The 23,561-nt window shown below is 34.6% G+C and carries 18 protein-coding genes, 1 tRNA gene and 1 pseudogene; 16 read left to right on the top strand and 4 right to left on the bottom strand.

What is annotated here, in order from left to right:
* The first annotated feature begins 60 nt into the window (after positions 1–60).
* From tpx to ACS8MM_RS05515, 15 genes and pseudogenes are all read left to right on the top strand, one after another.
* Positions 61–558, top strand: a complete 498-nt coding sequence (gene tpx / locus ACS8MM_RS05585; protein ID WP_379713923.1) for a thiol peroxidase — start codon at positions 61–63, stop codon at positions 556–558.
* 1 nt (position 559) lies between these two features.
* The gene (locus tag ACS8MM_RS05580; RefSeq protein ID WP_379713921.1) at positions 560–934 is read left to right on the top strand and encodes a diacylglycerol kinase; all 375 of its coding nucleotides are present in this window, start codon (positions 560–562) and stop codon (positions 932–934) included.
* A 41-nt stretch (positions 935–975) separates the two neighbouring features.
* Positions 976–3,468: a DNA translocase FtsK gene (locus tag ACS8MM_RS05575; RefSeq protein WP_379713919.1), complete on the top strand. Its 2,493-nt coding sequence runs from the start codon at positions 976–978 to the stop codon at positions 3,466–3,468.
* Positions 3,469–3,470: 2 nt separating this feature from the next.
* Positions 3,471–4,115: a LolA family protein gene (locus ACS8MM_RS05570; protein ID WP_379713917.1), complete on the top strand. Its 645-nt coding sequence runs from the start codon at positions 3,471–3,473 to the stop codon at positions 4,113–4,115.
* Positions 4,116–4,124: 9 nt separating this feature from the next.
* Positions 4,125–5,576: an LptF/LptG family permease gene (locus ACS8MM_RS05565; protein ID WP_379713915.1), complete on the top strand. Its 1,452-nt coding sequence runs from the start codon at positions 4,125–4,127 to the stop codon at positions 5,574–5,576.
* Positions 5,577–5,580: 4 nt separating this feature from the next.
* Entirely contained in the window at positions 5,581–6,714 is a 1,134-nt protein-coding gene (gene ribB, locus ACS8MM_RS05560) for a 3,4-dihydroxy-2-butanone-4-phosphate synthase (RefSeq protein ID WP_379713913.1), read from the top strand.
* A gap of 147 nt (positions 6,715–6,861) precedes the next feature.
* A tRNA-Ser gene (locus tag ACS8MM_RS05555) sits at positions 6,862–6,946 on the top strand.
* A gap of 136 nt (positions 6,947–7,082) precedes the next feature.
* A complete protein-coding gene (locus ACS8MM_RS05550) occupies positions 7,083–7,409 on the top strand; it encodes a DUF6660 family protein (protein WP_379713911.1) in 327 nt (108 codons plus the stop codon).
* A 97-nt stretch (positions 7,410–7,506) separates the two neighbouring features.
* Positions 7,507–11,835: a CusA/CzcA family heavy metal efflux RND transporter gene (locus ACS8MM_RS05545; RefSeq protein WP_379713909.1), complete on the top strand. Its 4,329-nt coding sequence runs from the start codon at positions 7,507–7,509 to the stop codon at positions 11,833–11,835.
* Between the two features lie 25 nt (positions 11,836–11,860).
* Positions 11,861–13,093: an efflux RND transporter periplasmic adaptor subunit gene (locus ACS8MM_RS05540; RefSeq protein WP_379713907.1), complete on the top strand. Its 1,233-nt coding sequence runs from the start codon at positions 11,861–11,863 to the stop codon at positions 13,091–13,093.
* 24 nt (positions 13,094–13,117) lie between these two features.
* Positions 13,118–13,447, top strand: a pseudogene (locus tag ACS8MM_RS05535) (MerC domain-containing protein); the annotation flags it as partial.
* Between the two features lie 51 nt (positions 13,448–13,498).
* Positions 13,499–13,717 carry a GDCCVxC domain-containing (seleno)protein gene (locus tag ACS8MM_RS05530; RefSeq protein WP_379715000.1) on the top strand — a complete coding sequence of 73 codons (219 nt, stop codon included), beginning with the start codon at positions 13,499–13,501 and terminating at the stop codon, positions 13,715–13,717.
* 33 nt (positions 13,718–13,750) lie between these two features.
* Positions 13,751–14,110, top strand: coding sequence for a heavy-metal-associated domain-containing protein (locus tag ACS8MM_RS05525; RefSeq protein WP_379713905.1), 360 nt, complete (start codon positions 13,751–13,753; stop codon positions 14,108–14,110).
* A gap of 2 nt (positions 14,111–14,112) precedes the next feature.
* Positions 14,113–14,478 carry a DUF3703 domain-containing protein gene (locus tag ACS8MM_RS05520; RefSeq protein WP_379713903.1) on the top strand — a complete coding sequence of 122 codons (366 nt, stop codon included), beginning with the start codon at positions 14,113–14,115 and terminating at the stop codon, positions 14,476–14,478.
* An 11-nt stretch (positions 14,479–14,489) separates the two neighbouring features.
* Complete coding sequence (locus tag ACS8MM_RS05515) at positions 14,490–16,535, top strand: heavy metal translocating P-type ATPase (protein WP_379713901.1); 2,046 nt, start codon at positions 14,490–14,492, stop codon at positions 16,533–16,535.
* Between the two features lie 2 nt (positions 16,536–16,537).
* Here ACS8MM_RS05515 and ACS8MM_RS05510 read toward each other — a convergent pair whose 3' ends face one another.
* The 4 genes from ACS8MM_RS05510 to ACS8MM_RS05495 all read right to left on the bottom strand — a co-directional run bounded on the left by ACS8MM_RS05510 (position 16,538) and on the right by ACS8MM_RS05495 (position 20,588).
* The gene (locus ACS8MM_RS05510) at positions 16,538–17,563 is read right to left on the bottom strand and encodes a protein rep (protein ID WP_379713899.1); all 1,026 of its coding nucleotides are present in this window, start codon (positions 17,561–17,563) and stop codon (positions 16,538–16,540) included.
* 31 nt (positions 17,564–17,594) lie between these two features.
* Positions 17,595–17,870, bottom strand: coding sequence for a helix-turn-helix domain-containing protein (locus ACS8MM_RS05505; protein WP_379713897.1), 276 nt, complete (start codon positions 17,868–17,870; stop codon positions 17,595–17,597).
* Between the two features lie 76 nt (positions 17,871–17,946).
* Entirely contained in the window at positions 17,947–19,314 is a 1,368-nt protein-coding gene (locus tag ACS8MM_RS05500; protein ID WP_379713895.1) for a hypothetical protein, read from the bottom strand.
* Entirely contained in the window at positions 19,314–20,588 is a 1,275-nt protein-coding gene (locus ACS8MM_RS05495) for a tyrosine-type recombinase/integrase (RefSeq protein WP_379713893.1), read from the bottom strand. The genes ACS8MM_RS05500 and ACS8MM_RS05495 overlap by 1 nt, the downstream gene beginning before the upstream one ends.
* 588 nt (positions 20,589–21,176) lie before the next feature.
* Between ACS8MM_RS05495 and ACS8MM_RS05490 the strand changes: the two genes are divergently transcribed.
* The gene (locus ACS8MM_RS05490) at positions 21,177–23,549 is read left to right on the top strand and encodes a hybrid sensor histidine kinase/response regulator (protein ID WP_379713891.1); all 2,373 of its coding nucleotides are present in this window, start codon (positions 21,177–21,179) and stop codon (positions 23,547–23,549) included.
* Positions 23,550–23,561 lie beyond the last annotated feature (12 nt).

Here is a 23,561-nt window from a genome sequence, read left to right as displayed (position 1 = left end):
TTCCAAATAAATAATCGATTTTTTTCTGTACTTTTGGAAGCATTAAAAAAAAACAATAAGATGGCTCAAATAACATTAAAAGGAAATACAATTACTACTGTGGGTAATTTGCCTGAAGTAGGATCTAAAGCAAAAGATTTTGAATTAGTAGCGACAGATTTGTCAGTGAAAACACTGGCAGATTACAGAGGAACTAAAGTGGTTTTGAATATTTTTCCAAGTGTAGATACAGGAACTTGTGCTACTTCAGTTCGTAAGTTTAATGAAAAAGCGAGTAATTTACCGAATACAACAGTATTGTGTATTTCACGTGATTTGCCTTTTGCACAAAATCGTTTTTGTGGAGCTGAAGGGTTGAATAATGTTATGAATTTGTCGGATTTTAGAAGTAATTCTTTTGGGAATGACTACGGCGTGACAATTACTGACGGTCCGTTGGCAGGTTTGCATTCGCGTGCTGTAATTGTGATTGATGAAGATGGAGTTGTGAAATATACAGAACAAGTTGCCGAAATTGTTGACGAACCTAACTACGAGGCAGCGTTAACAGCGCTATAATATGGAATTTAAAAAAGACGAAACTCTTTTTACAGGAAGACTGAAAAGTATAGTGTTTGCTTTTAAAGGCGCAGTGAAATTAATTACCACTGAGCATAGTGTGATGGTTCAATCTTCATTGGTTGTACTAATGACAATTGCAGGTTTTTATTTTGGAATTTCTACAACAGAGTGGATGTTTCAAATCTTAGTGTTTGGATTGGTTCTAAGTATTGAAGGTTTGAATACCGCCGTTGAAAAAATTGCAGATTTTGTACACCCAGATTATCACGAACGTATCGGTTTTATTAAAGATATTGCTGCTGGAGCTGTATTCTTCGCAGCAATGACTGCAATTACAATCGGTGCAATAATTTATGTTCCTAAACTATTTTAATAAGTAGAACAGTTATTTTGTTTTAAACGTTTACATTATTAATGGCCAAATCAAAAAAAACTACCGAAGCTGCTATTGAACCTGAAGAAATTAATTTTTTCAGTCGTTTTGCACCCAATAGAAAACAAAGTGTCACTTTCGGAATATTGTTAATCCTACTTGCAGTAGCATTGACGGTATCGTTTGTGTCTTATTTTGTAAATGGGAAATTCGATCAAAGCGAATTGAATGATTTTACCGACCGAAATTCTGAAGTACAGAATTGGCTCGGTAAATTTGGTGCCTTTTTGGCGGATTTTTTCATCTATAGAGGATTTGGAGTTGCTTCCTTCCTTTTTGCGCGACTTTTGTTTTTGACTGGAGCCTATCTTGTATTGGATATGGCGGTTTCGAAATTGAAAAAAACATGGTTTTGGGATATTTTTGTCATCATCATTTTATCCATTCTTTTTGGTTTTTTTGGAAAGCAATTGCCAGAACTAGGGGGTGTGATTGGGTTCGAAATGAATTTATTTTCTCAGGATTATATCGGAAAAACGGGAACTTTATTGGCCTTGCTTTTCGGAATCGTAATCTATCTTATTTTTAAGGTTAAGGTTTCTCCGGACAAAATTAAAGGAGCCTTCGAGAAAACGAAAAATGAAATTCGTGACGATTTGTCTACGCCGGTTTCGGCATCGTCCTCAGCAGCTTATAATCTCGAGGAATTCGCTGTTGCCGAAGAAACTTCAACGGCTCAAGACACTTTGATTACAACGCCAAATAAAAATGATTTTGAAGAGAATGAGGAAGAATTGGGAGAAATTACTTTAAAAACAGTTCCTTCTCAATTTGAAATCAATAAAGAGGCCTTAAAGCCAACTATTGGTTCAGCTTCTGAATTGTCTTTGGAAGTTTCAAAAAAACCAGAAGTTATTCAGGAAGATATAAAACCACATCCTGATGAACTGGTTATTGAGAAGGTGGAAGAAGAGGATATAATCGAAGAAAATCTGGCAGCTAAATTGGTGTCGCATTTTGGTGAGTTTGATCCAACTTTAGAATTGTCCAACTTCAGATTCCCAACGATTGATTTACTTAAAGATTACGGAACTGGTGGAATCACAATTAATCAGGAAGAATTAGAAGAAAATAAAAACCGAATTGTTGAAACTCTTCGCAATTATAAAATTGACATCGCTCAAATTAAAGCGACGGTTGGTCCTTCGGTGACGTTGTATGAAATTGTTCCCGAAGCCGGAATTCGTATTTCTAAGATCAAAAGCCTGGAAGATGATATCGCTTTGTCATTATCTGCATTAGGTATCCGTATTATCGCGCCTATGCCAGGGAAAGGTACAATCGGAATTGAAGTACCGAATAAAAATCCAACAATGGTTCCGATGAAAGGAGTTATCGCTTCGGCTAAATTTCAAGAAGCGGAAATGGAACTGCCAATTGCATTAGGGAAAACGATTTCTAATGAAACTTTTGTTGTCGATTTGGCTAAAATGCCTCACTTATTGATGGCGGGAGCGACCGGACAAGGTAAATCGGTTGGTTTGAATGCCGTTTTAACGTCTTTGTTGTACAAAAAACATCCTGCTGAAGTGAAATTTGTGTTGGTCGATCCTAAGAAAGTAGAGTTGACACTTTTTAATAAAATTGAAAGACACTATTTGGCGAAACTTCCAGATGCCGAAGATGCTATTATTACCGATAACTCGAAAGTAATAACCACACTAAATTCATTGTGTGTGGAAATGGATAATCGCTATTCTTTATTGAAAGATGCCATGGTGCGTAACATCAAAGAATACAATGAAAAATTCAAACAACGTAAATTAAATCCTGAAAACGGGCATCGTTTTCTACCGTATATCGTTTTGGTAGTGGATGAGTTTGCAGATTTGATTATGACTGCCGGTAAAGAAGTGGAAACTCCAATAGCTCGTTTGGCTCAATTGGCGCGTGCTATCGGTATCCATTTGATTATTGCTACTCAACGACCTTCAGTGAATGTAATCACAGGTATGATTAAAGCGAATTTCCCGGCTAGAATTGCTTTTAGAGTAACTTCAAAAATCGATTCAAGAACAATTTTGGATTCAGGTGGTGCCGATCAGTTAATTGGACGAGGTGATTTGCTATTCTCTAACGGTAACGATTTGGTACGTGTACAGTGTGCTTTTGTGGATACTCCGGAGGTGGAAAAAATCACTGAATTTATCGGATCGCAAAAAGCCTATGCAACAGCATATATGTTGCCAGAATTTATTGGTGAAGATAGTGGCATAAGTCTTGATATAGATATTTCAGAAAGAGATTCTTTGTTTAGAGAAGCAGCGGAAGTAATCGTTACTGCGCAACAGGGTTCTGCATCGTTAATCCAACGTAAATTAAAATTGGGTTACAATAGAGCCGGAAGATTGATTGATCAATTGGAAGCTGCAGGAATCGTTGGTCCTTTTGAAGGAAGTAAAGCGCGTTCGGTTAATATTCCTGACTTGGCTTCTCTGGAACAGTTTTTTATGAATGAACAAAATAATAGTTAATTATGAAAAAGATAGTAAGTGTACTTGTCATCGTTTTGTTGAGTTTTTCAATGCAAGCTCAAAATGCAGAGAAGGCAAAAGCATTATTGGATAAAGTATCCGCTAAAGTGAAAACGTATAAAAATATCCAACTGGATTTTAAATACAACTTGCAAAATACAAAAGAAAATATCAACCAAGATAGCAAAGGAAATGTTACGCTAAGTGGAAATCAGTATATTCTGAATTTTATGGGTGTGACAAAAATGTGTGATGGAAAAAAAGTATACACAATTTCTAAGGAAGATGAAGAAGTGAGTGTAGTTTCTGTTGGTAAAGGGGAGGATGATAATGATACTCCAGCAAAAATGCTGACTTTTTTCAGTAAAGGTTTTAAATATGCTTGGGACATAACACAAACTGTGAAAGGAAAGAAAATTCAGTATGTAAAACTGACCCCAATCAGTTCAAAAGATGACCGAAAACAAATATTGGTTGGTGTAGATGTTGCTACCAATACAATTTATAACACTATCACTGTAGGTAAAAATGGAACTAAAGTAACCCTGACTGTTAATTCTTTTAAAACAAATGTTGCGTTAGCTAAAAATCATTTTACCTTTGTTAAAGCTAAATATCCTAATTACTACATCAATAATTTGGACTAATTTTGATGAATGAAAATTCTTGATCGTTACCTTTTAAAAACCTACTTGATTACATTTACTTCGGTATTTGTAATCTTGTTTTTTATATTCATACTCCAAACCGTTTGGTTGTTTATCTCCGAATTAGCAGGTAGAGACTTAGATATTATTATGATCTTTAAGTTTTTGCTATTTGCATCGCCCAAATTGGTTCCCATGGTATTGCCGCTAACGGTATTGCTTTCTTCTATCATGACATTCGGTGATTTGGCCGAAAATTATGAGTTTGCTGCCATGAAATCTGCGGGTGTATCTTTTCAGCGCACGCTTCGTTCGTTAGGGATTTTTATTCTGTTGTTGAGTTTGTGCTCTTTTTTCTTCGCGAATAATGTTATTCCGTATGCCGAGTATAAGTTTGTCAATTTCAGAAAAAACATTGCGCAAGTAAAACCTGCATTGGCAATTGCAGAAGGGCAATTTAGTGATATCGGGAGTATCAATATCAAAGTGGATAAAAAATCAGGTGAAAACGGAGAAATACTTACCGGTGTAACCATTCACAAGAAATCGAATCTGGGTGAAGGTGCTAAAACAGTAATTAAGTCTAAAAAGGGACATTTAATCAGTAGTGAGGAGTCTAATCTTTTGCAGTTGGTGTTGATAGATGGATATTATTATGAAGATGTAACACCGAAAGATTTCAAGCAAAGACAAAAAATGCCTTTTGCTAAAGCGTTTTTCAAAAAATATAATATTAACATCGATTTGTCAAAGCTAAATAGGGTAGAAGGAGCTGATGATGAAATAACAAATACCAATTCGATGTTGAAAATTAGTGAATTGCAATATACGGTCGATTCGTTAACGGGAGATTATAATAAAGAAGTGATTTCTGTTGCTGATAATGTATACCAACGATTAGGAGTTACCAATTACTACCAAGTGGATTCAGTAAAACCCAAGAATCCAAAAACTCCAGATTTGACAAGCTTTTTGAAGAGTCAGGACAAATTAAGAGTTTTGGAAGTTGCCTCGAGTGATGCAATAAGTTCAAAACAAAATCTTGAAATGAATGAAATGACATTCAAATCCAAAAGAAAAGACATCAACAGCCACTGGCATTCCATCTACGAGAAATTTGTAATTGCTTACGCGTGTATTTTTATGTTTTTCATTGGTGCGCCTTTAGGAGCAATTATTAGAAAAGGAGGATTGGGATTACCTATCGTTTTTGCTATGCTAATCTTCATTACTTTTCACTTTCTGAATACATTCGGTAAAAAGTTTGCACAAGAATCAGGTATATCTCCATTCATGGGAGCGTGGTTGTCTTCTATGGTGCTAACGCCATTGGCAATCTATTTTACCAAAATTGCTATAAATGATAACGGTGGAGTGAATTTTGACTTCATTACGGAGCCGTTTAGAATCGCATTTGAATTTATTACCAAAAAATTAAACAATAACAACAATACACAATAAAAAAATGGCTACTGATACCATTCAACTCAACACAATAGAAGAAGCTATAGAAGATATCCGTCAAGGAAAAGTGATTATAGTAGTAGATGACGAAGATCGTGAAAACGAAGGTGATTTTTTGGCTGCTGCTGAAAAAGTAACACCAGAAATGATCAACTTTATGGCAACACATGGTCGAGGATTAATCTGTACGCCATTAACCGAAAGTCGCTGTAAGGAATTAGGACTTAGAGCGATGGTAACGAACAATACAGATCATATGGAGACAGCTTTTACCGTTTCTGTAGATTTGAAAGGTCATGGAGTAACTACGGGTATTTCGGCTTCAGATAGAGCGAAAACTGTACAGGCATTAATTAATCCAGAGACACGACCATTTGATTTGGCACGCCCGGGTCATATTTTTCCCTTAATTGCAAAACAAGGCGGTGTATTACGTCGTACAGGACATACAGAAGCAGCAATTGACTTTGCTCGTTTAGCTGGATTTAAACCGGCTGGAGTGATTGTGGAAATCATGAATGAAGATGGTACCATGGCTCGTTTGCCGCAATTGGTTGAAGTGGCTAAGAAATTCGATTTGAAATTGGTTTCAATCGAAGCATTGGTGGCCTACAGAATGCAACATGACAGTCTGATCGTGAAAAAAGAAGATTTCGATATTCAAACGCGTTTCGGTACATTCAGAATGCGTGCTTACGAACAAACTACGAATAAGCAAATCCATATTGCGCTTACAAAAGGAACTTGGAATTCAGGTGAACCGGTATTAACAAGAATCAATTCTTCCCAAGTAAATAATGATTTATTGGGAACGCTTACCAATAATGCCGACAAACAATTGGATGATATGTTCAGAGTGATTAATGAACAAGGACAAGGTGCAGTAATTTTTGTCAATCAGGATATGCAATCGGTGAGTTTGTTGAATCGTATTGCCGAATTGAAAGAATTACAGCAACAAGGCGAAATGAAAGCGCCTAAAATTGTTATTGACAGCAAAGATTACGGAATTGGAGCTCAGATTTTGCATGATTTGGATATTTCTAAAATCCGATTGGTATCCAATACCGAAGTGGGTAAGCGTGTAGGTATGATTGGTTACGGATTAGAAATCGTAGAATACGTAACTTATTAAAAAAAAGTTTCGGATGTAAATGAAACGAAATGAAACAGTTAAAAAATAAGTTGTAAATATTTCGTTTTTTTCTTCATCAAACGCTTGCAGAAATAAAAAACAGTGTTATATTTGCACTCGCAATACGGAAGTAGTGCGAGTCTTACTGGAGAAATGGCAGAGTGGTCGAATGCGGCAGTCTTGAAAACTGTTGACTGTAACAGGTCCGGGGGTTCGAATCCCTCTTTCTCCGCGAAAATGGTTAAAAAGCCCCGATATTCGGGGCTTTTGTTTTTTAGTTGACAATATAGTTGACAATTCCCCTTCTTTTAGTTTATAAATTTTTCCTAAAAATTAGAATATAAATATTATCTTCTTAAATTTACACTGTGAGATTTATAACTGTCATACTATCCTTTTACATTTTTGTTCTCTCTACTGTTCCTTGTGCAGATATAGAGATTAACAGTATTGCACATGCGACGGTTAATTATTCATCAGATAAAGACAATCATTCACACAATAAGAGTAATGACATGTGCTCACCATTTTGCATTTGCAATTGTTGTGGACAGGTTACTTTAACCTATACACCTGAAATCATTTACGATTTTCCAGTTCAGTTTGAAGAAATAAAATCTTCAACCTCAACTTATACTTCAACTTTACATTCCAATTTTTTCGGAAGTATCTGGCAACCCCCACAAATAGTATAATGATGCCCGAGTAATTTCGGGTTAGAAAGTTGTGCGATAGCACTAATAATAGCAAATATCCATTTGCATATTTTCTAATTCATTATATACATTTTCAATGTTAGATAAGATTATACAATTCAGTATAAAGAATAAGTTCGTTATACTACTTTTTACCCTTGTGTTGTTAGCTTGGGGTAGCTATTCTATTAAGCAGTTACCGCTTGATGCATTACCCGATGTTACGAACAATCAGGTGCAAATTATTACAACTGCACCTACATTAGCCAGTCAGGAAGTAGAACAGTTGATTACCTATCCATTAGAGCAATCTGTAAAAACCATTCCTAAAGTTGTTGAATTGCGTAGTATTTCACGCTTTGGGCTTTCGGTTGTAACTGTAGTTTTCAAAGACGATGTGGATATTTATTGGGCAAGGGAACAAATTTTCCAAAGAATCAAAGATGCTGAAGAAAATATCCCAAAGTATGCTGGTTCACCTGAATTAGCTCCTATTTCTACTGGACTTGGTGAAATATTCCAATATGACGTTTATGCTAAAAAAGGCTACGAAGATAAATTTGATGCCGTAAAATTGAGAACCATTCAGGATTGGATAATTATTCCGCAGTTGCAAGGTGTAGAAGGCGTTGCAGAGGTTAGTAGTTGGGGTGGAAAATTAAAGCAATATGAAATTGCAGTAAATCCAAACACGCTTAATAGTCAGGGGGTAACCATCACCGAGATTTTTGAAGCGTTAGAAAAGAATAACCAAAATACCGGAGGCGCTTACATAGAGAAAGACCAATATGCTTATTTCATTCGCGGTGTCGGAATGGCTTCAGGAATAAGTGATTTGCAAAATGTAGTTATCAAAAATAGAAACGGCTCACCTGTTTTGGTTCGCGATGTAGCAACAGTTCGTGAAGGTATAGCTTTGCGTTATGGAGCATCTACCAAAGATGGAAAAGGAGAAATCGTTTGTGGATTGGTTCTAATGCTCAAAGGAGAAAACTCAAGTGCAGTAGTTGACAGGGTAAAAGAGCGAATGGAACAAATCAATAAAAGCTTACCTGAAGGCGTTGTTGCCGAACCATTTATTGACAGAGGTAAATTGGTTGATAATGCTATTGGAACGGTTACCAAAAACCTCATCGAAGGAGCATTAATCGTCATATTTGTATTGATTCTGTTTCTTGGAAACCTTCGTGCAGGGCTTATTGTTGCTTCAGTAATTCCACTATCGATGCTTTTCGCAGTAATCCTAATGAATTATTTTGGTGTCAGCGGAAACCTTATGAGTTTAGGGGCAATTGATTTCGGAATTATTGTCGATGGTGCAGTAATTATTGTGGAAGCCACAATGCACCATTTAGCCAAACTGAAAAGGAAAAATGAGCTAACACAAGCCGAAATGGATAGCGAAGTTTACAACTCAGCTTCCAAAATCAGAAACAGTGCAGCCTTTGGAGAAATCATCATTCTAATTGTGTACCTGCCAATCTTGGCTTTGGTAGGAACTGAAGGTAAAATGTTTAAACCAATGGCTATGACTGTAGGATTTGCAGTAATTGGAGCATTTATACTGTCATTAACTTATGTACCAATGATGAGTGCAATGTTCCTGTCAAAGAATACAGAGCATAAAGTTAATTTCAGTGATAGAATGATGGCTTGGTTTGAGAGCAAATACACTCCGCTATTGAATAAAGCATTGGAAATGAAAAAGACTGTTATTCTAATTTCAATTGGTTTGTTTGTATTAGCCCTATTTACTTTTCAAAATATGGGTGGCGAATTTATTCCAACGATTGAGGAAGGTGATTTAGCTTTAAATGCTACAATAATGACAGGAAGTTCTTTAAGTCAAACAGTGGAAACTACAACCAAGTATGAAAAGATACTAAAGGCAAAATTCCCTGAAATCAAAACCATAGTGGCAAAGATTGGTAGCGGTGAGATTCCTACCGACCCAATGCCAATCGAAAGTGCTGATTTGATTATTGTCTTGAAAGAGAAAAGCGAATGGACTTCAGCGGATAATTGGGAAGATTTAGCCAATATGATGAAAGAGGAAATGGAAGTGATTCCTGGAGCTAACATCGAAATTTCCCAACCTATTCAAATGCGTTTTAATGAACTTATGACTGGAAGTAGGAGTGATGTAGCCATTAAGATTTTTGGTGATGATTTGGAAGTTTTAGACAATAAAGCCAAAGAGCTTACAAGCAAAATTAAATCTATTGAAGGCATTGGCGATTTGAAAGCCGATAAGGTGGCAGGATTGCCACAAATTACCGTTAAATATGATTATAACAAAATTGCCCTTTATGGATTGAATATTAGCGACATCAATCAAATTATCCGCTCCTCATTTGCGGGAGATAGTGCAGGTAAAATTTATGAAGAAGGCAAACGTTTTGATGTTGTTGTACGATTGAATAGAGATAATAGAACCGATATTTCAGATGTAAGTAATTTATTCATTCCGTTACCGAATGGGCAGCAAATCCCACTTTCTCAAGTGGCAACCATCAGCTATGAACAGGGAGCTGTTCAGGTTGTGCGTGAAGATGGGAAACGAAGAATTACTGTTGGCTTAAATGTTCGTGGTAGAGATGTTAAAAGCGTAGTTGAAGAAATCCAATCTAAGTTGGATAAAAACTTTAAACTTCCTGCCGGTTACTATATTACTTATGGTGGTCAGTTTGAAAACCTCATCGAAGCTAATAAAAGGCTATCGGTTGCTCTTCCTATTGCTTTAGGTTTGATTATGGTATTACTATATTTCACATTTGGAAGTATCAAACAATCTCTTTTAATATTTACAGCAATTCCACTTTCTGCAATAGGTGGTGTTTTTGCGTTATGGATGAGAGGAATGCCTTTCAGTATTTCTGCTGGAATTGGTTTTATTGCTTTATTCGGTATTGCTGTATTAAATGGAATTGTGCTTATATCTTATTTCAATCAGCTTAAAACAGAAGGTATCACAGACCCTTTACAAAGGATTTTATTAGGAACAAAAACAAGGTTACGACCAGTTTTAATGACCGCAGCTGTGGCTTCTTTAGGATTTATGCCAATGGCATTATCTACAAGCGGTGGTGCTGAGGTTCAAAAACCTTTGGCAACTGTTGTAATAGGCGGTTTGATTTCAGCAACTCTATTAACGCTGATTGTTTTGCCAATACTCTATCTATTATTTGAAACAAAAATCAAAAGAAGAAAAAACATGAAAACTCCAATCATTACGGCTGTACTACTATTATTTAGCGCATTTTCGTTTGCACAAAATCCTCAAACAGTAACATTAGAACAAGCTGTTGAATTAGCCAAAAAGAACAACAGTACTTTGAAAATAGCTGATAAGGAAATTGAGAAGCAAAAAGTACTTAAAAAAGGAGCTTTTCAGGCTGACCCATTACAAATTCAGTATCAGGGTGGACAATTCAACAGTGATGCTTATGACCATAATGTTTCGGTTCAGCAGTATTTCCCAATTGGGAAAATAACAAAGGCTAATAGACAGTTACAGGAAGAATTGGCAAACTTGGCTGAAAAGCGAAAAGCCCTATCTGAATATGAAATTGAAAAGGCTGTAACATTATCTTATTATCAGTATTTGTATGGGGTTGAGTTGCAAAAGCTGAACAATGAATTGAATGCGATATATACTAAGTTTCTCAAAAATGCAGAATTACGATTTGAAACAGGAGAAAGCGGTAAAATTGAAGTTATCAGTGCTAAAGCTAAAGTAAAGGAAATAGAAACAATCAAAGTACAAATTGAATATGATTTGACTATCTATCAAAAACAGCTGCAATACTTTGTGCAAAGCGATAATGCCATAGTTCCTGATACAACTTCTGCATTGCAATACAAAGTTGCTTTGGATGCTGATAACTCAAAAGTAGATGGTTTGATGAATGATTTCTACTCTCAACAGATTTTGGTAAACCAAAAGGAAACGAATGTTTTCAAAGCCCAAAGAACACCAAAGTTAGGATTGGGCTATTTTGCCCAAACCATTGACACTAAATCAATGTTTCAGGGATTTACAGCCGGTTTACAGATTCCCCTTTTCGGTGGAGCTAATACAGCTAAAGCCAAAGCATCTGAAATTAATGTTTCCCAAACTCAAATGATGTTAGACAGGAATAAGGTAACAATGAAGCTAAGAAAAGAGGAATTGCAAAACGAATATGACAAACAGAAAAAAGCCCTTGACTATTATCAAAATGAAGGTTTGGAATACTCCAATCAAATAATCAATACAGCGCAAAAAAGCTATGCTAATGGTGATATGAGCTATTGGTCATATATTAGTTTCTTAAATCAGGCTATTGACATTAAGAAACAAAATGCCGAAGCGATTAATCTTTACAATCAAAGTGCAATTCAGTTGCAATTCCCATCACTCGAGCGAAGCGAACTGACGAAGTAATCACTAATAATTAATATCAAGTAAAATGAAAAATATAATAATTAATAAATCATCGCTATTCATACTTTCCATTTCGCTATTTCTACTCGTTTCCTGTGGTAAAAAAGAAGCTACTGAAGAACACGAAGAAGAAAAGTCGGAAACAGAAGTAGCATTAACAGAAGTACAAGCCAAAACAATTGGAATTGAAACCGGAAGCATTGAAATGAAAAACCTCAACACCATTATCAAAGCCAATGGTTATACAGCAGTACCACCTCAAAACAGAGCTGATGTTTCTACGCTTATTGGTGGCGTTGTAAAGGATATTTTTGTTTTGGAAGGGACATTTGTAACCAAAGGAAAAACATTAGCTACAATCCAAAATCTTGAGGTTTCAGAAATGCAGGAAGAATATCAGTCAGCCATTGCCAGTATTGAATATTTGGAGCAGGAATTTAAACGCCAAAAAACCCTTACTGATGAAAATGTAAATCCACGAAAAGCATTTCAAGAAGTGAAATCAAAATTAGCATCAGAAAGAGCCAAAGCTCAAGCTGCTAAAAATAAATTATTGGCATTGAATGTAAGTCCTAAAGGAAGTACTTCTTTAGTTCCGATAGTTTCTCCTATAAGCGGTTATGTTGGTAAAATCAGTATTACCAAAGGAGCATTTGCAGAAACAGGAGTAACACTTTTTGAGGTTGTTGACAATACTCAAATGCACCTCGATTTGAATGTGTTTGAAAAAGACTTAGGGAAAATTTCAATTGGTCAGGAAGTTGATTTTGTATTGACTAACCAATCCAATAAATCCATCAAAGGAAAAATCTTCGGAATCAATAAATCTTTCTCTAATGAGAGTAAAACGGTGGCAGTTCATGCTAAAATTACGAGTAGCACTAAAGATTTGATTTCGGGAATGTATGTAGCAGCAAATATCAATATCTCAAATCAAACTGTTCCGGCATTGCCTAAAGATGCGGTTGTGAGAAATGGCGATAAGTACTTTATCTACATTCAGGAAGAAGGACACGAAGAAGCACCAAAAAAAGAAGCTGAAGAACATGAACACAAAGAAGGAGAATCACATAAGGAAGAAGAAGAATCACACAAAGAAATCCATTTCAAAGCCGTTGAGGTAGCAGTAGGAACAACTGATTTAGGCTATACAGAAGTAAAGGTGATTGAAGAAATTCCTTCGGATGCCAAAATTGTGATTAAAGGAGCATATTATCTATTGGCACAGTCCAAAGGTGGTGGAGAACACGAACATTAATGACAAATCTTTATAAATTAAAATATGAAACTGAAATCAAACATCGATAAATTAGGAACTTTAGGGCTTTTTGTTACTGCCTTGTTTTCGCCTTGTTGTTTTCCATTATTTGCGTTTGGTGCATCGGCACTTGGCTTGGGTAGCTTTGAATTATTTGGAGGTTGGACAATGTGGGTGTTTTTAATGATGGTGTTAATTTCTATTATTGGTTTTTCTATTTCCTATAAAAAGCATAAATGTTTATACCCTTTATTAATAGCTATTCCAAGTGCATTATTAATTTTATATGGCTTTTATGTTGGGGGTGATACCACATTCATTTACATGGGTATGTTCGGAATTTTGATTGCGACAGGAGTCAATTACTATCGAAATAAATTGCATGGAAGTTGCCAAACGTGTACAATCTATGAAGGCAAAACAGTTGAATTAAAATCAACAATCACATGCCCTAAATGTGGCTATAAGAAAAACGAAATAATGCCAACAAACGCATGTCAATTTTTTTATGAATGTGAAAAATGTAAAACAGTACTCAAACCACAGGAAGGCGATTGTTGTGTCTATTGTAGCTATGGTTCAGTAAAATGTCCCCCAATTCAAGCAGAAAAAAGCTGTTGTTAAATAAGTAATAAAAATAATTTTAAATTAATAAAAATGAAAAACTCAATTCTAAAATCAATGATGCTCTTTACAGCAATTTTCTTCATTTCAAATGTAGCAGTTGCTCAACAAAAATCAAATCAGAAAGCTATTATCAAAACTAAAATCAACTGTGACCATTGCAAAGAATGTGAAACTTGTGGGATGAAGTTCAAAGAGAACATGCTTAAAATTACGGGAGTTAAAATGTATGAACTGGATGAGAAAAAAATGACTATCACAGTATATTTTAACTCCAAAAAAACCGATTTGATAACCATTAAGAAAGCCATCAGTAAATTGGGTTATGATGCGGATGATGTTAAAGCCGATCCAAAAGGTTACGAAAGTTTAGATGGCTGTTGTAAAGTTTAACTATGAGATTCTATACTTCAATTCCTAAAACATTATTGCCTTTTTACCAAAGCGAATTAATTGCTGCTCAAAATGATTTGAAAAGTAATAATTTACAAAGTAGTTGGCATCATTTGGAACGAGCACATATTATTGGGCAAAGGTATCCGTTAGAGCATACTTATGTCCATTGGAAAATGTTACAGTTTGGATTTAAAATTAAAAGCACTAAAGAAGTTATCGGTCAAATACCAAGACTGCTTGTTGGTGGTGTGAAATCGTTTGTTGGTCATGTTCCGGTTGGCAATACAGGTGGTGCAAATGTACCTCCTTTAAGACCTATGGAAATACCAAAAGATATTCAGGAAATTCTAAATGCTAATTCATAAAAGTAAGTAAAATGGAACATCAGCATAAATATGATGCTCAGGGAAAGCAACTTTGTTGTACTCAGGAAGAAAAAATCTATACTAAAGCCAGTGCAAAGGATTTGATTGAGGATGAAGGTTGTTGTTCTACCAAAAGTAAAAAGCATCATGACCATTCAGAGGATGATGGACACGAGCACAATGATTCAGCCTATGAAAGTACATTCAAAATGTTTTTGCCTTCAATCATTTCATTAGCATTGCTTTTAGCCGCCATAGTCTTTGATAATATTTTTGCTAATGATTGGTTTTCCGGATGGATAAGGATTGTTTGGTATGTGGTTGCCTATATTCCTGTTGGTTTTCCTGTAATAAAAGAAGCAATTGAAAGTATTAAAGAAGGTGAAATCTTTTCCGAATTTCTTTTGATGGTTATAGCTACTGTCGGGGCATTTGCTATTGGCGAATATCCCGAAGCAGTTGCTGTGATGCTGTTTTATTCTGTTGGTGAGGTTTTCCAAACGTTAGCCGTAACAAGAGCCAAAGCCAATATCAAATCCTTATTAGACCAAAGACCCGATGAGGTAACAATTTTGATCGATTCTGCTCCGCAAACCATTAAAGCTGCTGATGCCAAAATTGGTGATATAATCCAATTAAAAGCAGGCGAAAAATTAGGCTTGGATGGTGAATTGCTTTCTGAATCAGCTTCATTCAATACAGCTGCCCTAACAGGTGAAAGCAAACCTGACACAAAGGCAAAAGGTGATACGGTTTTAGCCGGAATGATTAACCTCAATAAAGTATCTCAGGTAAAAGTTACCACGGCTTACACCGATAGTAAACTCTCCAAAATTTTAGAGTTGGTGCAAAATGCCACAGCACAAAAAGCACCTACTGAATTATTCATCAGGAAGTTTGCCAAAATCTATACTCCTATTGTGGTTGTATTGGCTGTTTTGATTGCGTTTCTGCCTTATTTCTTTGTTGAGAATTACATATTTTCAAATTGGCTTTACAGGGCTTTGATATTTTTGGTTATTTCCTGCCCTTGTGCCTTAGTAATATCAATACCATTAGGCTATTTCGGTGGAATTGGTGCAGCGAGTAGAAACGGGATATTATTCAAAGGAAGTAATTTCCTTGATGTAATTGCAACCGTTCAAAACGTTGTTATGGATAAAACCGGAACAATGACCGAAGGCGTTTTCAAAGTACAGGAAGTTGTTTTTGATAAGCAGTTTAAGGAAAAGGAAATACTGCAAATGGTCAATGCCTTAGAAAGCCAAAGCACTCATCCGGTAGCGACTGCCATTCACGAATTTGTTGGCAAAGTTGATACTTCTATCAAACTTGGAAAAGTAGAAGAAATAGCAGGGCAAGGACTGAAATCAACCGTTGACGGTAAAAGCTTGTTAGTGGGTAACTTTAAGTTAATGAATAAACATTCAATCCCATACGATATTGACCCAAATTCAATCGTTTACACGCTTATAGCTGTTGCGTATGATAAAAAGTTTGTTGGCTATATAACTATTGCAGATGTTATAAAAAAAGATGCTCAGGAAGCCATTAATAAGTTTAAGGCTTTGAATGTAAAAACCACTATGTTAAGCGGTGATAAAAGCACCGTTGTAAAGTTTGTAGCTGACAAATTAGGCATCACTAATGCTTTTGGGGATTTATTGCCTGAAGACAAAGTAAACAAGGTTAAAGAAATCAAAGCTAAAAATGAAACTGTTGCTTTCGTTGGTGATGGTGTGAATGATGCTCCAGTAGTTGCTTTAAGCAATGTAGGTATTGCAATGGGTGGTTTAGGCAGCGATGCAACCATTGAAACTGCCGATATAGTCATTCAGGATGATAAGCCGAGTAAAATTCCAATGGCTATCAATATCGGTAAACAAACCAAAAGGATAGTTTGGCAAAACATCACTTTGGCTTTCGTAGTAAAAGGAATTGTTTTGATTCTTGGTGCAGGTGGCTTGGCTACTATGTGGGAAGCTGTTTTTGCTGATGTTGGTGTGGCATTATTAGCAATCCTAAATGCAGTAAGAATACAAAGAATGAAATTCTAACTCTATTGAGAAGTAATATCAATACAGTTTGACAATATAGCTGTAAGTTGAGGTTTTGGCTTATATCCGGTTAAAACCTCAGTTGTGGCTGTATTTTGCCAATCAAAAAGATGTGGATTAAATTCCCATTCTTCATACTTCATAACCGGTTGAGGTTCTTTTGTGATTATTTCCTCTTTCTTTTCAGCATTGAAACCAAAACGCTCAAAAATGCGGATGCCTTTCATTGCAGTTAGTATATTATCTAAAGCAGAAACATAAATTTGATAGGAAGCATTATCTCCTTTTTTCTTTATATCCGGTTCGGTGAATATTTTGCTTCCATATTTTATAATCTCTATCAACCCTGTTTCAGCGTTGAATATTTCCCTCATATCCTGCGCCTGTCTTTGGGCAAATTTTGGTGTCCACAGTTTTAGCCAATCTGCAATCAGTATTTCTGCCATTTTTTTATTAGCAACTATCAAATGCAAATGAGGATTATAAGTCTTTTTTGCCGGATTGAAATTGCACTCCAACGATTTAACACCAATTAATTTGATTCCCTTCCCTCTCAAATAGTTCTTTTTGTGACGGTCTTTTATCCTTTGAAATCCCTGCATAACTTTTTTAACCATCACTCTTAACCTTGCAGCGGAACAGGCTTTAACAGTTAAGGTTACAAAATATGGCTCATCCCATTGCTCAATAATCGGATAATATTTGTTTATGATTTCGGCTTTCCTGATGCTACAACAAAGAGTACAAAATCTGTTTTTGCAGTAGTTGCCATACAAACGACCATCAACACTTGTAACTCGGTTTTGACAATAGTAACTGTTCCAATAACTTTTCTGCTTTTCTTTATCTCCTTTTTCTTTTGCTACATCCATTAGGCTTAGCATCATAGATTGTGTGATAAATTTACGTTTTGCCCTTCCTTTCAAAACCTCATCATTGCTAAGGTCAGAGCCATTTCCTGAAATAAAAACAGGTTTTTGTCCCGTTTTATTTGTCCCGTTTTGTCCTAATGTATAGATGTTTCCCATTTCCAGCAGATTATTACCTCAACTTTGAGGATTAGGCTCTTTTGTACTTTAGGGATTTTACCTCTTGGAGTGATTGCTCAACATCAATACGTTTGATAAGCAGGATTCTACCAACTTTTTGAGCCGGTAAAAAACCTCTTTTGATATAATTGTGTATTGATTGTTCAGAAACCTTTAGGAGTTCAGCGGCTTCTTTTACCGTTAGATTTTCTGTTTTTTCTTCTTCTATCGGTTTATGCTTAATATCCAACAGAAGGTTTTCGATGTTTGATAATCTTTGTTCGATTATCTCAAAGGGATTATTCATAACATTTGCTTTTGAGTTATGTGCAAATGTTTTGTCTAATTTGATTTGGGTAACCGGTTATAACTGGTTACAATTTTTACCCAAATAAATTATCTCGATTCATTTTGAGTATATTTAATTCATCCAAAGCCCTTTGTTTATGAGGTTCAGATAGTAATTGAATCACACTTTCAAATAATTCAATCTTATTGTCAAATTTTTTCAGTGTTTGAGGTGATGGATTACCTTTTCTATTTGCTTGACTGGAAAAATAAGTGTATTCCTGAAAAAGCTTTTCACCGGAAGTGTGACCATATTCTTTTACAATAGCCTGAGAATTATTCCTATTAACGACTGCACCTTCGTAAACCAACTTTAATGCTATTTGTTTGATACTAAGTTGAGGTTTTTGCCTTTCTTCAGTAGATGATTTATTGGTTTTTAATAACGGAGTTATTTCCGTGATAAATTTTTTCTCTGATTTGAACCAGTTTTTTAGTGTTTTTATATACGTTTTGGAATCAATTTCTTTATTAGAATTTATCTCTGAAAGCTCTAATTCTCTGTTGCTTAAAACTAACTCTAATTGCACTTTTTGAATATCATTCAATAATCCTTTCTCGTACAGCTTTAATCCATTTATATTTGTTATAATAGCTTTCGTTAATTCCACCAAAAATTGAGTCAGACTTTCTTTTGAGTGAAGTGATGCAGTTGTTAAACCAGTGTACTTATTATATTTTATTTCACCATTAATAAGAGGTAATGTTTTGCTATATTTCTTTTGTAAAGGTTGAAAATAAGATAATTCAAATGGAAATGTTTTATACCATTTGTTATAAGTAGCTAATAAGAGATTAAAATCTTTGTTGTTTTTAGAAGGTGATTGATTTGTAGGAACGAAAGCATTGTGAATGTGTTCCAAAATTTTATCTAACCTTACATTGATTTCATCATTTGTAATCTTTGATGAACTCAATAACTTTTTTTTATTTTCAATAGAATCTACAACAAAGGAGTAATAATTACTTATTTGATAAGGCGAACCGTATCCATTAGGAAAGCAACCGAAACTCTCAATAACATATTCAAAATAATTTTGGAAATCCTCAAACCAATCATCATTGTCAAGATTGTTAATTATAAATTGAGCAGTATATATAATTTTATCTGCTATACTTCCTTCTAATCCGAGAAAATCAGATTGCTTAAACTGTTCTAATAAATGAAGCTTCTTATGCCCATCACAACACAATGGAAATTTATTTGCTCTCTTGATTTCTTTAATTAACTTTTGCCTTTTTTTTCTACAACCTTCGCAAGTTGAATAATTATGCTCACCTTCGGCAGGTTTTACGTCATAAGGAAGTTGATATGCTCCACCTTCTAAAGTGATGAATTTTGAACCACAAATATCTATTTCTTCTGCTGTATCTATATAAAAAGTTTTGTTGATGGCTGTCATTAATCGACTTTTTTAAGTTGTGCATTTTCCATTTTCCAAACAGTTTGCATGAAATCTTTTTTATCATCATTGTTTGGCTTGTAATATTTATTGAATACTTCCAAGCTTCTGTGACCAGTATAACTCATAATAACTTTGTCAGGTATCTTGTTATTTTTCATAATAGTAATGAAGCTTCTTCGAGCTGTGTGAGAAGAAATTCGCTCATAAAGCGGATTTATTTGCTCTATTATCTCCTTTCCGATTTTCACTGTCTTTTTAATGCTTTGGTCGTATCCAATTATTTTGAAAACCTCTTTAATATAATCATTGAATTTTTGGTTGGATATTTTGGGCAATTTGTAATCATATTTTTTAAGTAGATAAATAGAAAAATCATTCAAAGGGATTTCTAAAGCCTTATCAGTATTCTTTTTATCTCTAACTTTAATAAATCCGTCATGAATGTCTTTTTTTTCTATATCTGAATAATTACTGATTCTCATTCCAGTAGCACAACCAAAAACAAATAAATCTCTAACTCGTTCTAATTTTTCATTTGTACTGAAATCATATTCAAAGACTTCCTGAACTTGTTCTAAAGTAAGAGCAACCTCATCCGTTAATTGAGATTTAGGAGATTTAAATTTCTGATAGTCCGTTTTATAAGTATGATTATTTTCAGTAGCCCAATAGAGAAATGTTTTGAATAGACCTACATTCCTTCTAACAGTATTTGCTGAGTGTTTTTTTTCAGAAATACAAAACTCAATGAATGAGTTGTAAAAAGCTTTATCAATTTGATTGAAATTTATTTTCTTATTTCTATTTGTTTGATAATCAAAAAGCAATTTTTTATTGTATTCATATCGCTTAATAGTCGTTTCAGAATTGGCTTCGTCAGTAAAATCATTTTTCTTTTCGCTTAAAAACAAATCATAAACCTCAAAAAATTTACTTGAAATCGAAGTAGTACGTTTAAATTCTATATCAAAATCATCTTTGATGTCACTGATAATAATTTCACGATTTGAAAGCTTATATCTTTGAATTAAATCAGAAAAATAGTTCGAATAACGCTCTAATTGTCTATTGATACCTCTTAATTTATTTGCAATTTCAGTCCTCCCATTAAGGTTTTTTGGCTGTTTGTTTTCAAAATCCCAATCATTTGGATGAATCATTTCTCCAGTTGAATAGACAAATTTTCGACCTTCATTTTTGAAATAGGCTGAAAACAAAATCAAACTTTCCTTATCTCTGTTTGGCTCTTTTAAATTGAATGTACTTCTCATATATATGTCAGTTGACAATTTAGTTGACAGTAAAGATATGATTTAATACCATATTTGAGCAGTATCAAATATTAACATTACACTAAAGTTATTGACAATAAAGGAGTTTGCTAAATTTAGATATATCTGAATGTATAAGGTTCAAATACCTCTTTCTCCGCGGAAATAAACCCGAAACGAAAGTTTCGGGTTTTTTATTTACACAACTTTCCAAACGGACTTAGGCAACTATCCTATAAACCCTTCAAGCCTTCGGTGTTTTATTATTCCGCCGAAACTCTCATCGTTGTGATTTATTTTCCAAAACGAAAAAATAATCACAGGAATTGTGATTTCTTTTTTAAAATAAAAAAATAATCACAGAAAGTGTGATTAAATTTTTAAAACGAAAAAATAATCACATAGAAATTTAGGAAGACATTATATAGAAATAACAAAGACTTGATCGAGTGAGTAATTTGTTTGTGTCTTAACAAAAAGTGATTTCATTTTCGGTTAGTATAAGTAACTATAAATCAATTTAATAATCGTTTAATTGAAAATAAGTTGTAAATTACTGCCTATTACCTTAAACAGCTGCGATTTATTATGATGCGAGTTTTAAAATGCCCCCTTTTTTTACTCTTCATTTTTGCTTACAATTTATGCAATGCACAGTATATACTGACCAATTCAAGACAAAACGAAATTTCTCTGCATAAACATACTTCAATTGTAAATGTTGGTTCTCAAAAGCTAACGTTTAATCAAATTCGTGGAAGCTTTGCTAAATATAATCCCCAAATAATAAAAAATGAAATTGAAGATTTAGGATTTACGCAGAATCATTATTGGACAAAAACCACAATCGAAAATCAATCGAATGCATTTTATACGTATTACCTTGAAACGGCTAGACCAATAACCGATTTGGTAGAATTGTATGTAGTAGATGAAAACTCCAATGCCATTCAAATACTTCGTAACGGTGATGCTATTCCTTATAAAGAGCGTAGCTTCAATAGCCGAAAAAATATTTTTGAATTACAATTTCCACCCAATGCAAAGGTTAGTTTGTTTTTGCATATTAAAAGCGATGGTGAAGTGCTCAAGTTGCCATTGAAACTACATTCCGCAAGTAACTTTATAAGTGAAACGGCGAGTGAGGAATTGTTTTTTGGGTTTTTCTATGGGATTTTAGCCATCGTTGGCATCATTTATTTCTTCTTTTATTTTGCCTTACAAGAGAAGATATTTTTATACTATACCCTCTACGTTTTTTTTGTAGGATTACTGCAATTTTCAATTGATGGTCTTTTGCATGAATATATTTCTCACGATCTGGGATGGATTGATACACACGCAGTACTTTTAATTGCCATCATTGCGGTTTATTTCTCTGGAAAATACAGCGAAGCGTTTCTAAAAATAAAAGTGTACAGTAAACAACTCTATCTGCTATATAAAGTAGCATATATGTCTTTATGGGTGCTCTTTGTAACGATTGTGTTTGTGCCGCAAGCACTACAATTGGCTTATATCGTTGTGAATTTGTTGTCTTTACTTTTTTTATTGCTCATCATTGGCTCTATTGTTTATTTGTATACTACCAAAGTTCCGGTAGATTATTTCTTTACCGTTGGTATTTTATGCTTAATCAGTGGTTTCGGAATTTTTATTTTGTACAATATCGGCTTGTTGGATAATAACTTCTTGACCCAAAACAGCCCGAAATTTGGCACCGGTTTCGAAATTGTTTTTCTTTCACTTTCGATGTCTAATCTGATTCGAAATCTTAAGAATGAAAAGGAAAGACTCAACATTATTGCATTGACCAAATCAGAAGAAATGAGCGATTTGAAATCGTACTTCTTATCCAATATTAGTCATGAACTGCGAACGCCGCTCAATGCAATTTTAAATTTAACGGATCTGATTTTGAAGGAAAACACTACAAAACAGATTGAAGATGATTGTAAGATTATAAAGGAATCCTCGAAGAGTTTATTGGGTTCGATCAATGATATAATCGATTTTTCTAAAATAGATAAAGGTGAAATAGTACTCGAAAAGAAACCGTTCGATCTCCGAAGATTGATTGGAAGTATTCGACGAAATGCCGAAACTTTGGCTAAAAACAAAGGCCTCGATTTTGTGTATAATGAAAAAAGTGAAATCCCACAAGAAATAGTTGGTGATCAGGAAAGAGTAAGTCAAATTTTGAATAACCTTTTGAACAATGCTCTAAAATTCACTTCGGAGGGAACGATACAATTAGAGGTTGAGTTTATTCTGAAAAAGGAGGCTTTTGGAACATTAATCGTTGAGATTATAGACACGGGTATAGGGATTTCCGACGATAAGATGGGTAGTATATTTGATTCTTTTTCACAAAATAGCAGTAACAACAAAAGACAATTCGGCGGACACGGTTTAGGCTTGTTTATCGTGAAATCATTAATAGATCTTCATCAAGGTTCCATACACGTTTCCAGTGTCATCGACAAAGGAACCAGTTGTACTTTTGCACTCGATTTTGAAGTGGTTGAAAACAAAGAATCGGACCAAGTAGCTGCAATTGATTTACAATATGATTTTAAGAACAAAAGAGTTCTAGTTGTTGAAGACAATCGCGTTAATCAGTACGTAATTGAAAAAATAGTGAGCAAATGGAATAATATCGAATTAGTATTTGCCAATAATGGGGAAGAGGCGATTGCAATTCTAAAAAATCAAATTGTCAATATTGTTTTAATGGATTTACAAATGCCCGTAATGGACGGTTATGAAGCTACGATTGAGATTAGGAAAGGAAATGCCGGAAGTCATAATGCTCAAATTCCAATTATTGCGGTTACGGCAGATGTGACTGAAGAAACCAGAAAAAAAGTCTTTGAATTGGGATGTGACAGCTATCTTACAAAACCATTAAAAAATGAAGTACTGTTTGCCGAAGTCCATTCTCTACTGAGTGCACTATAAAACCTAAAAAAA

The organism is Flavobacterium sp. MAHUQ-57 (assembly GCF_051908335.1).
In the GTDB taxonomy this organism is placed as follows: domain Bacteria; phylum Bacteroidota; class Bacteroidia; order Flavobacteriales; family Flavobacteriaceae; genus Flavobacterium.
Note: the sequence above shows the minus strand (reverse complement) of the source record. Positions and strands in the feature narration are given on the sequence as shown.

Coding starts and splice junctions, on each gene's coding strand:
- tpx (WP_379713923.1), top strand. CDS start 61: ATGGCTCAAATAACATTAAAAGGAAATACAATTACTACTGTGGGTAAT.
- ACS8MM_RS05580 (WP_379713921.1), top strand. CDS start 560: ATGGAATTTAAAAAAGACGAAACTCTTTTTACAGGAAGACTGAAAAGT.
- ACS8MM_RS05575 (WP_379713919.1), top strand. CDS start 976: ATGGCCAAATCAAAAAAAACTACCGAAGCTGCTATTGAACCTGAAGAA.
- ACS8MM_RS05570 (WP_379713917.1), top strand. CDS start 3,471: ATGAAAAAGATAGTAAGTGTACTTGTCATCGTTTTGTTGAGTTTTTCA.
- ACS8MM_RS05565 (WP_379713915.1), top strand. CDS start 4,125: ATGAAAATTCTTGATCGTTACCTTTTAAAAACCTACTTGATTACATTT.
- ribB (WP_379713913.1), top strand. CDS start 5,581: ATGGCTACTGATACCATTCAACTCAACACAATAGAAGAAGCTATAGAA.
- ACS8MM_RS05545 (WP_379713909.1), top strand. CDS start 7,507: ATGTTAGATAAGATTATACAATTCAGTATAAAGAATAAGTTCGTTATA.
- ACS8MM_RS05540 (WP_379713907.1), top strand. CDS start 11,861: ATGAAAAATATAATAATTAATAAATCATCGCTATTCATACTTTCCATT.
- ACS8MM_RS05525 (WP_379713905.1), top strand. CDS start 13,751: ATGAAAAACTCAATTCTAAAATCAATGATGCTCTTTACAGCAATTTTC.
- ACS8MM_RS05520 (WP_379713903.1), top strand. CDS start 14,113: ATGAGATTCTATACTTCAATTCCTAAAACATTATTGCCTTTTTACCAA.
- ACS8MM_RS05515 (WP_379713901.1), top strand. CDS start 14,490: ATGGAACATCAGCATAAATATGATGCTCAGGGAAAGCAACTTTGTTGT.
- ACS8MM_RS05510 (WP_379713899.1), bottom strand. CDS start 17,563: ATGGGAAACATCTATACATTAGGACAAAACGGGACAAATAAAACGGGA.
- ACS8MM_RS05505 (WP_379713897.1), bottom strand. CDS start 17,870: ATGAATAATCCCTTTGAGATAATCGAACAAAGATTATCAAACATCGAA.
- ACS8MM_RS05500 (WP_379713895.1), bottom strand. CDS start 19,314: ATGACAGCCATCAACAAAACTTTTTATATAGATACAGCAGAAGAAATA.
- ACS8MM_RS05495 (WP_379713893.1), bottom strand. CDS start 20,588: ATGAGAAGTACATTCAATTTAAAAGAGCCAAACAGAGATAAGGAAAGT.
- ACS8MM_RS05490 (WP_379713891.1), top strand. CDS start 21,177: ATGATGCGAGTTTTAAAATGCCCCCTTTTTTTACTCTTCATTTTTGCT.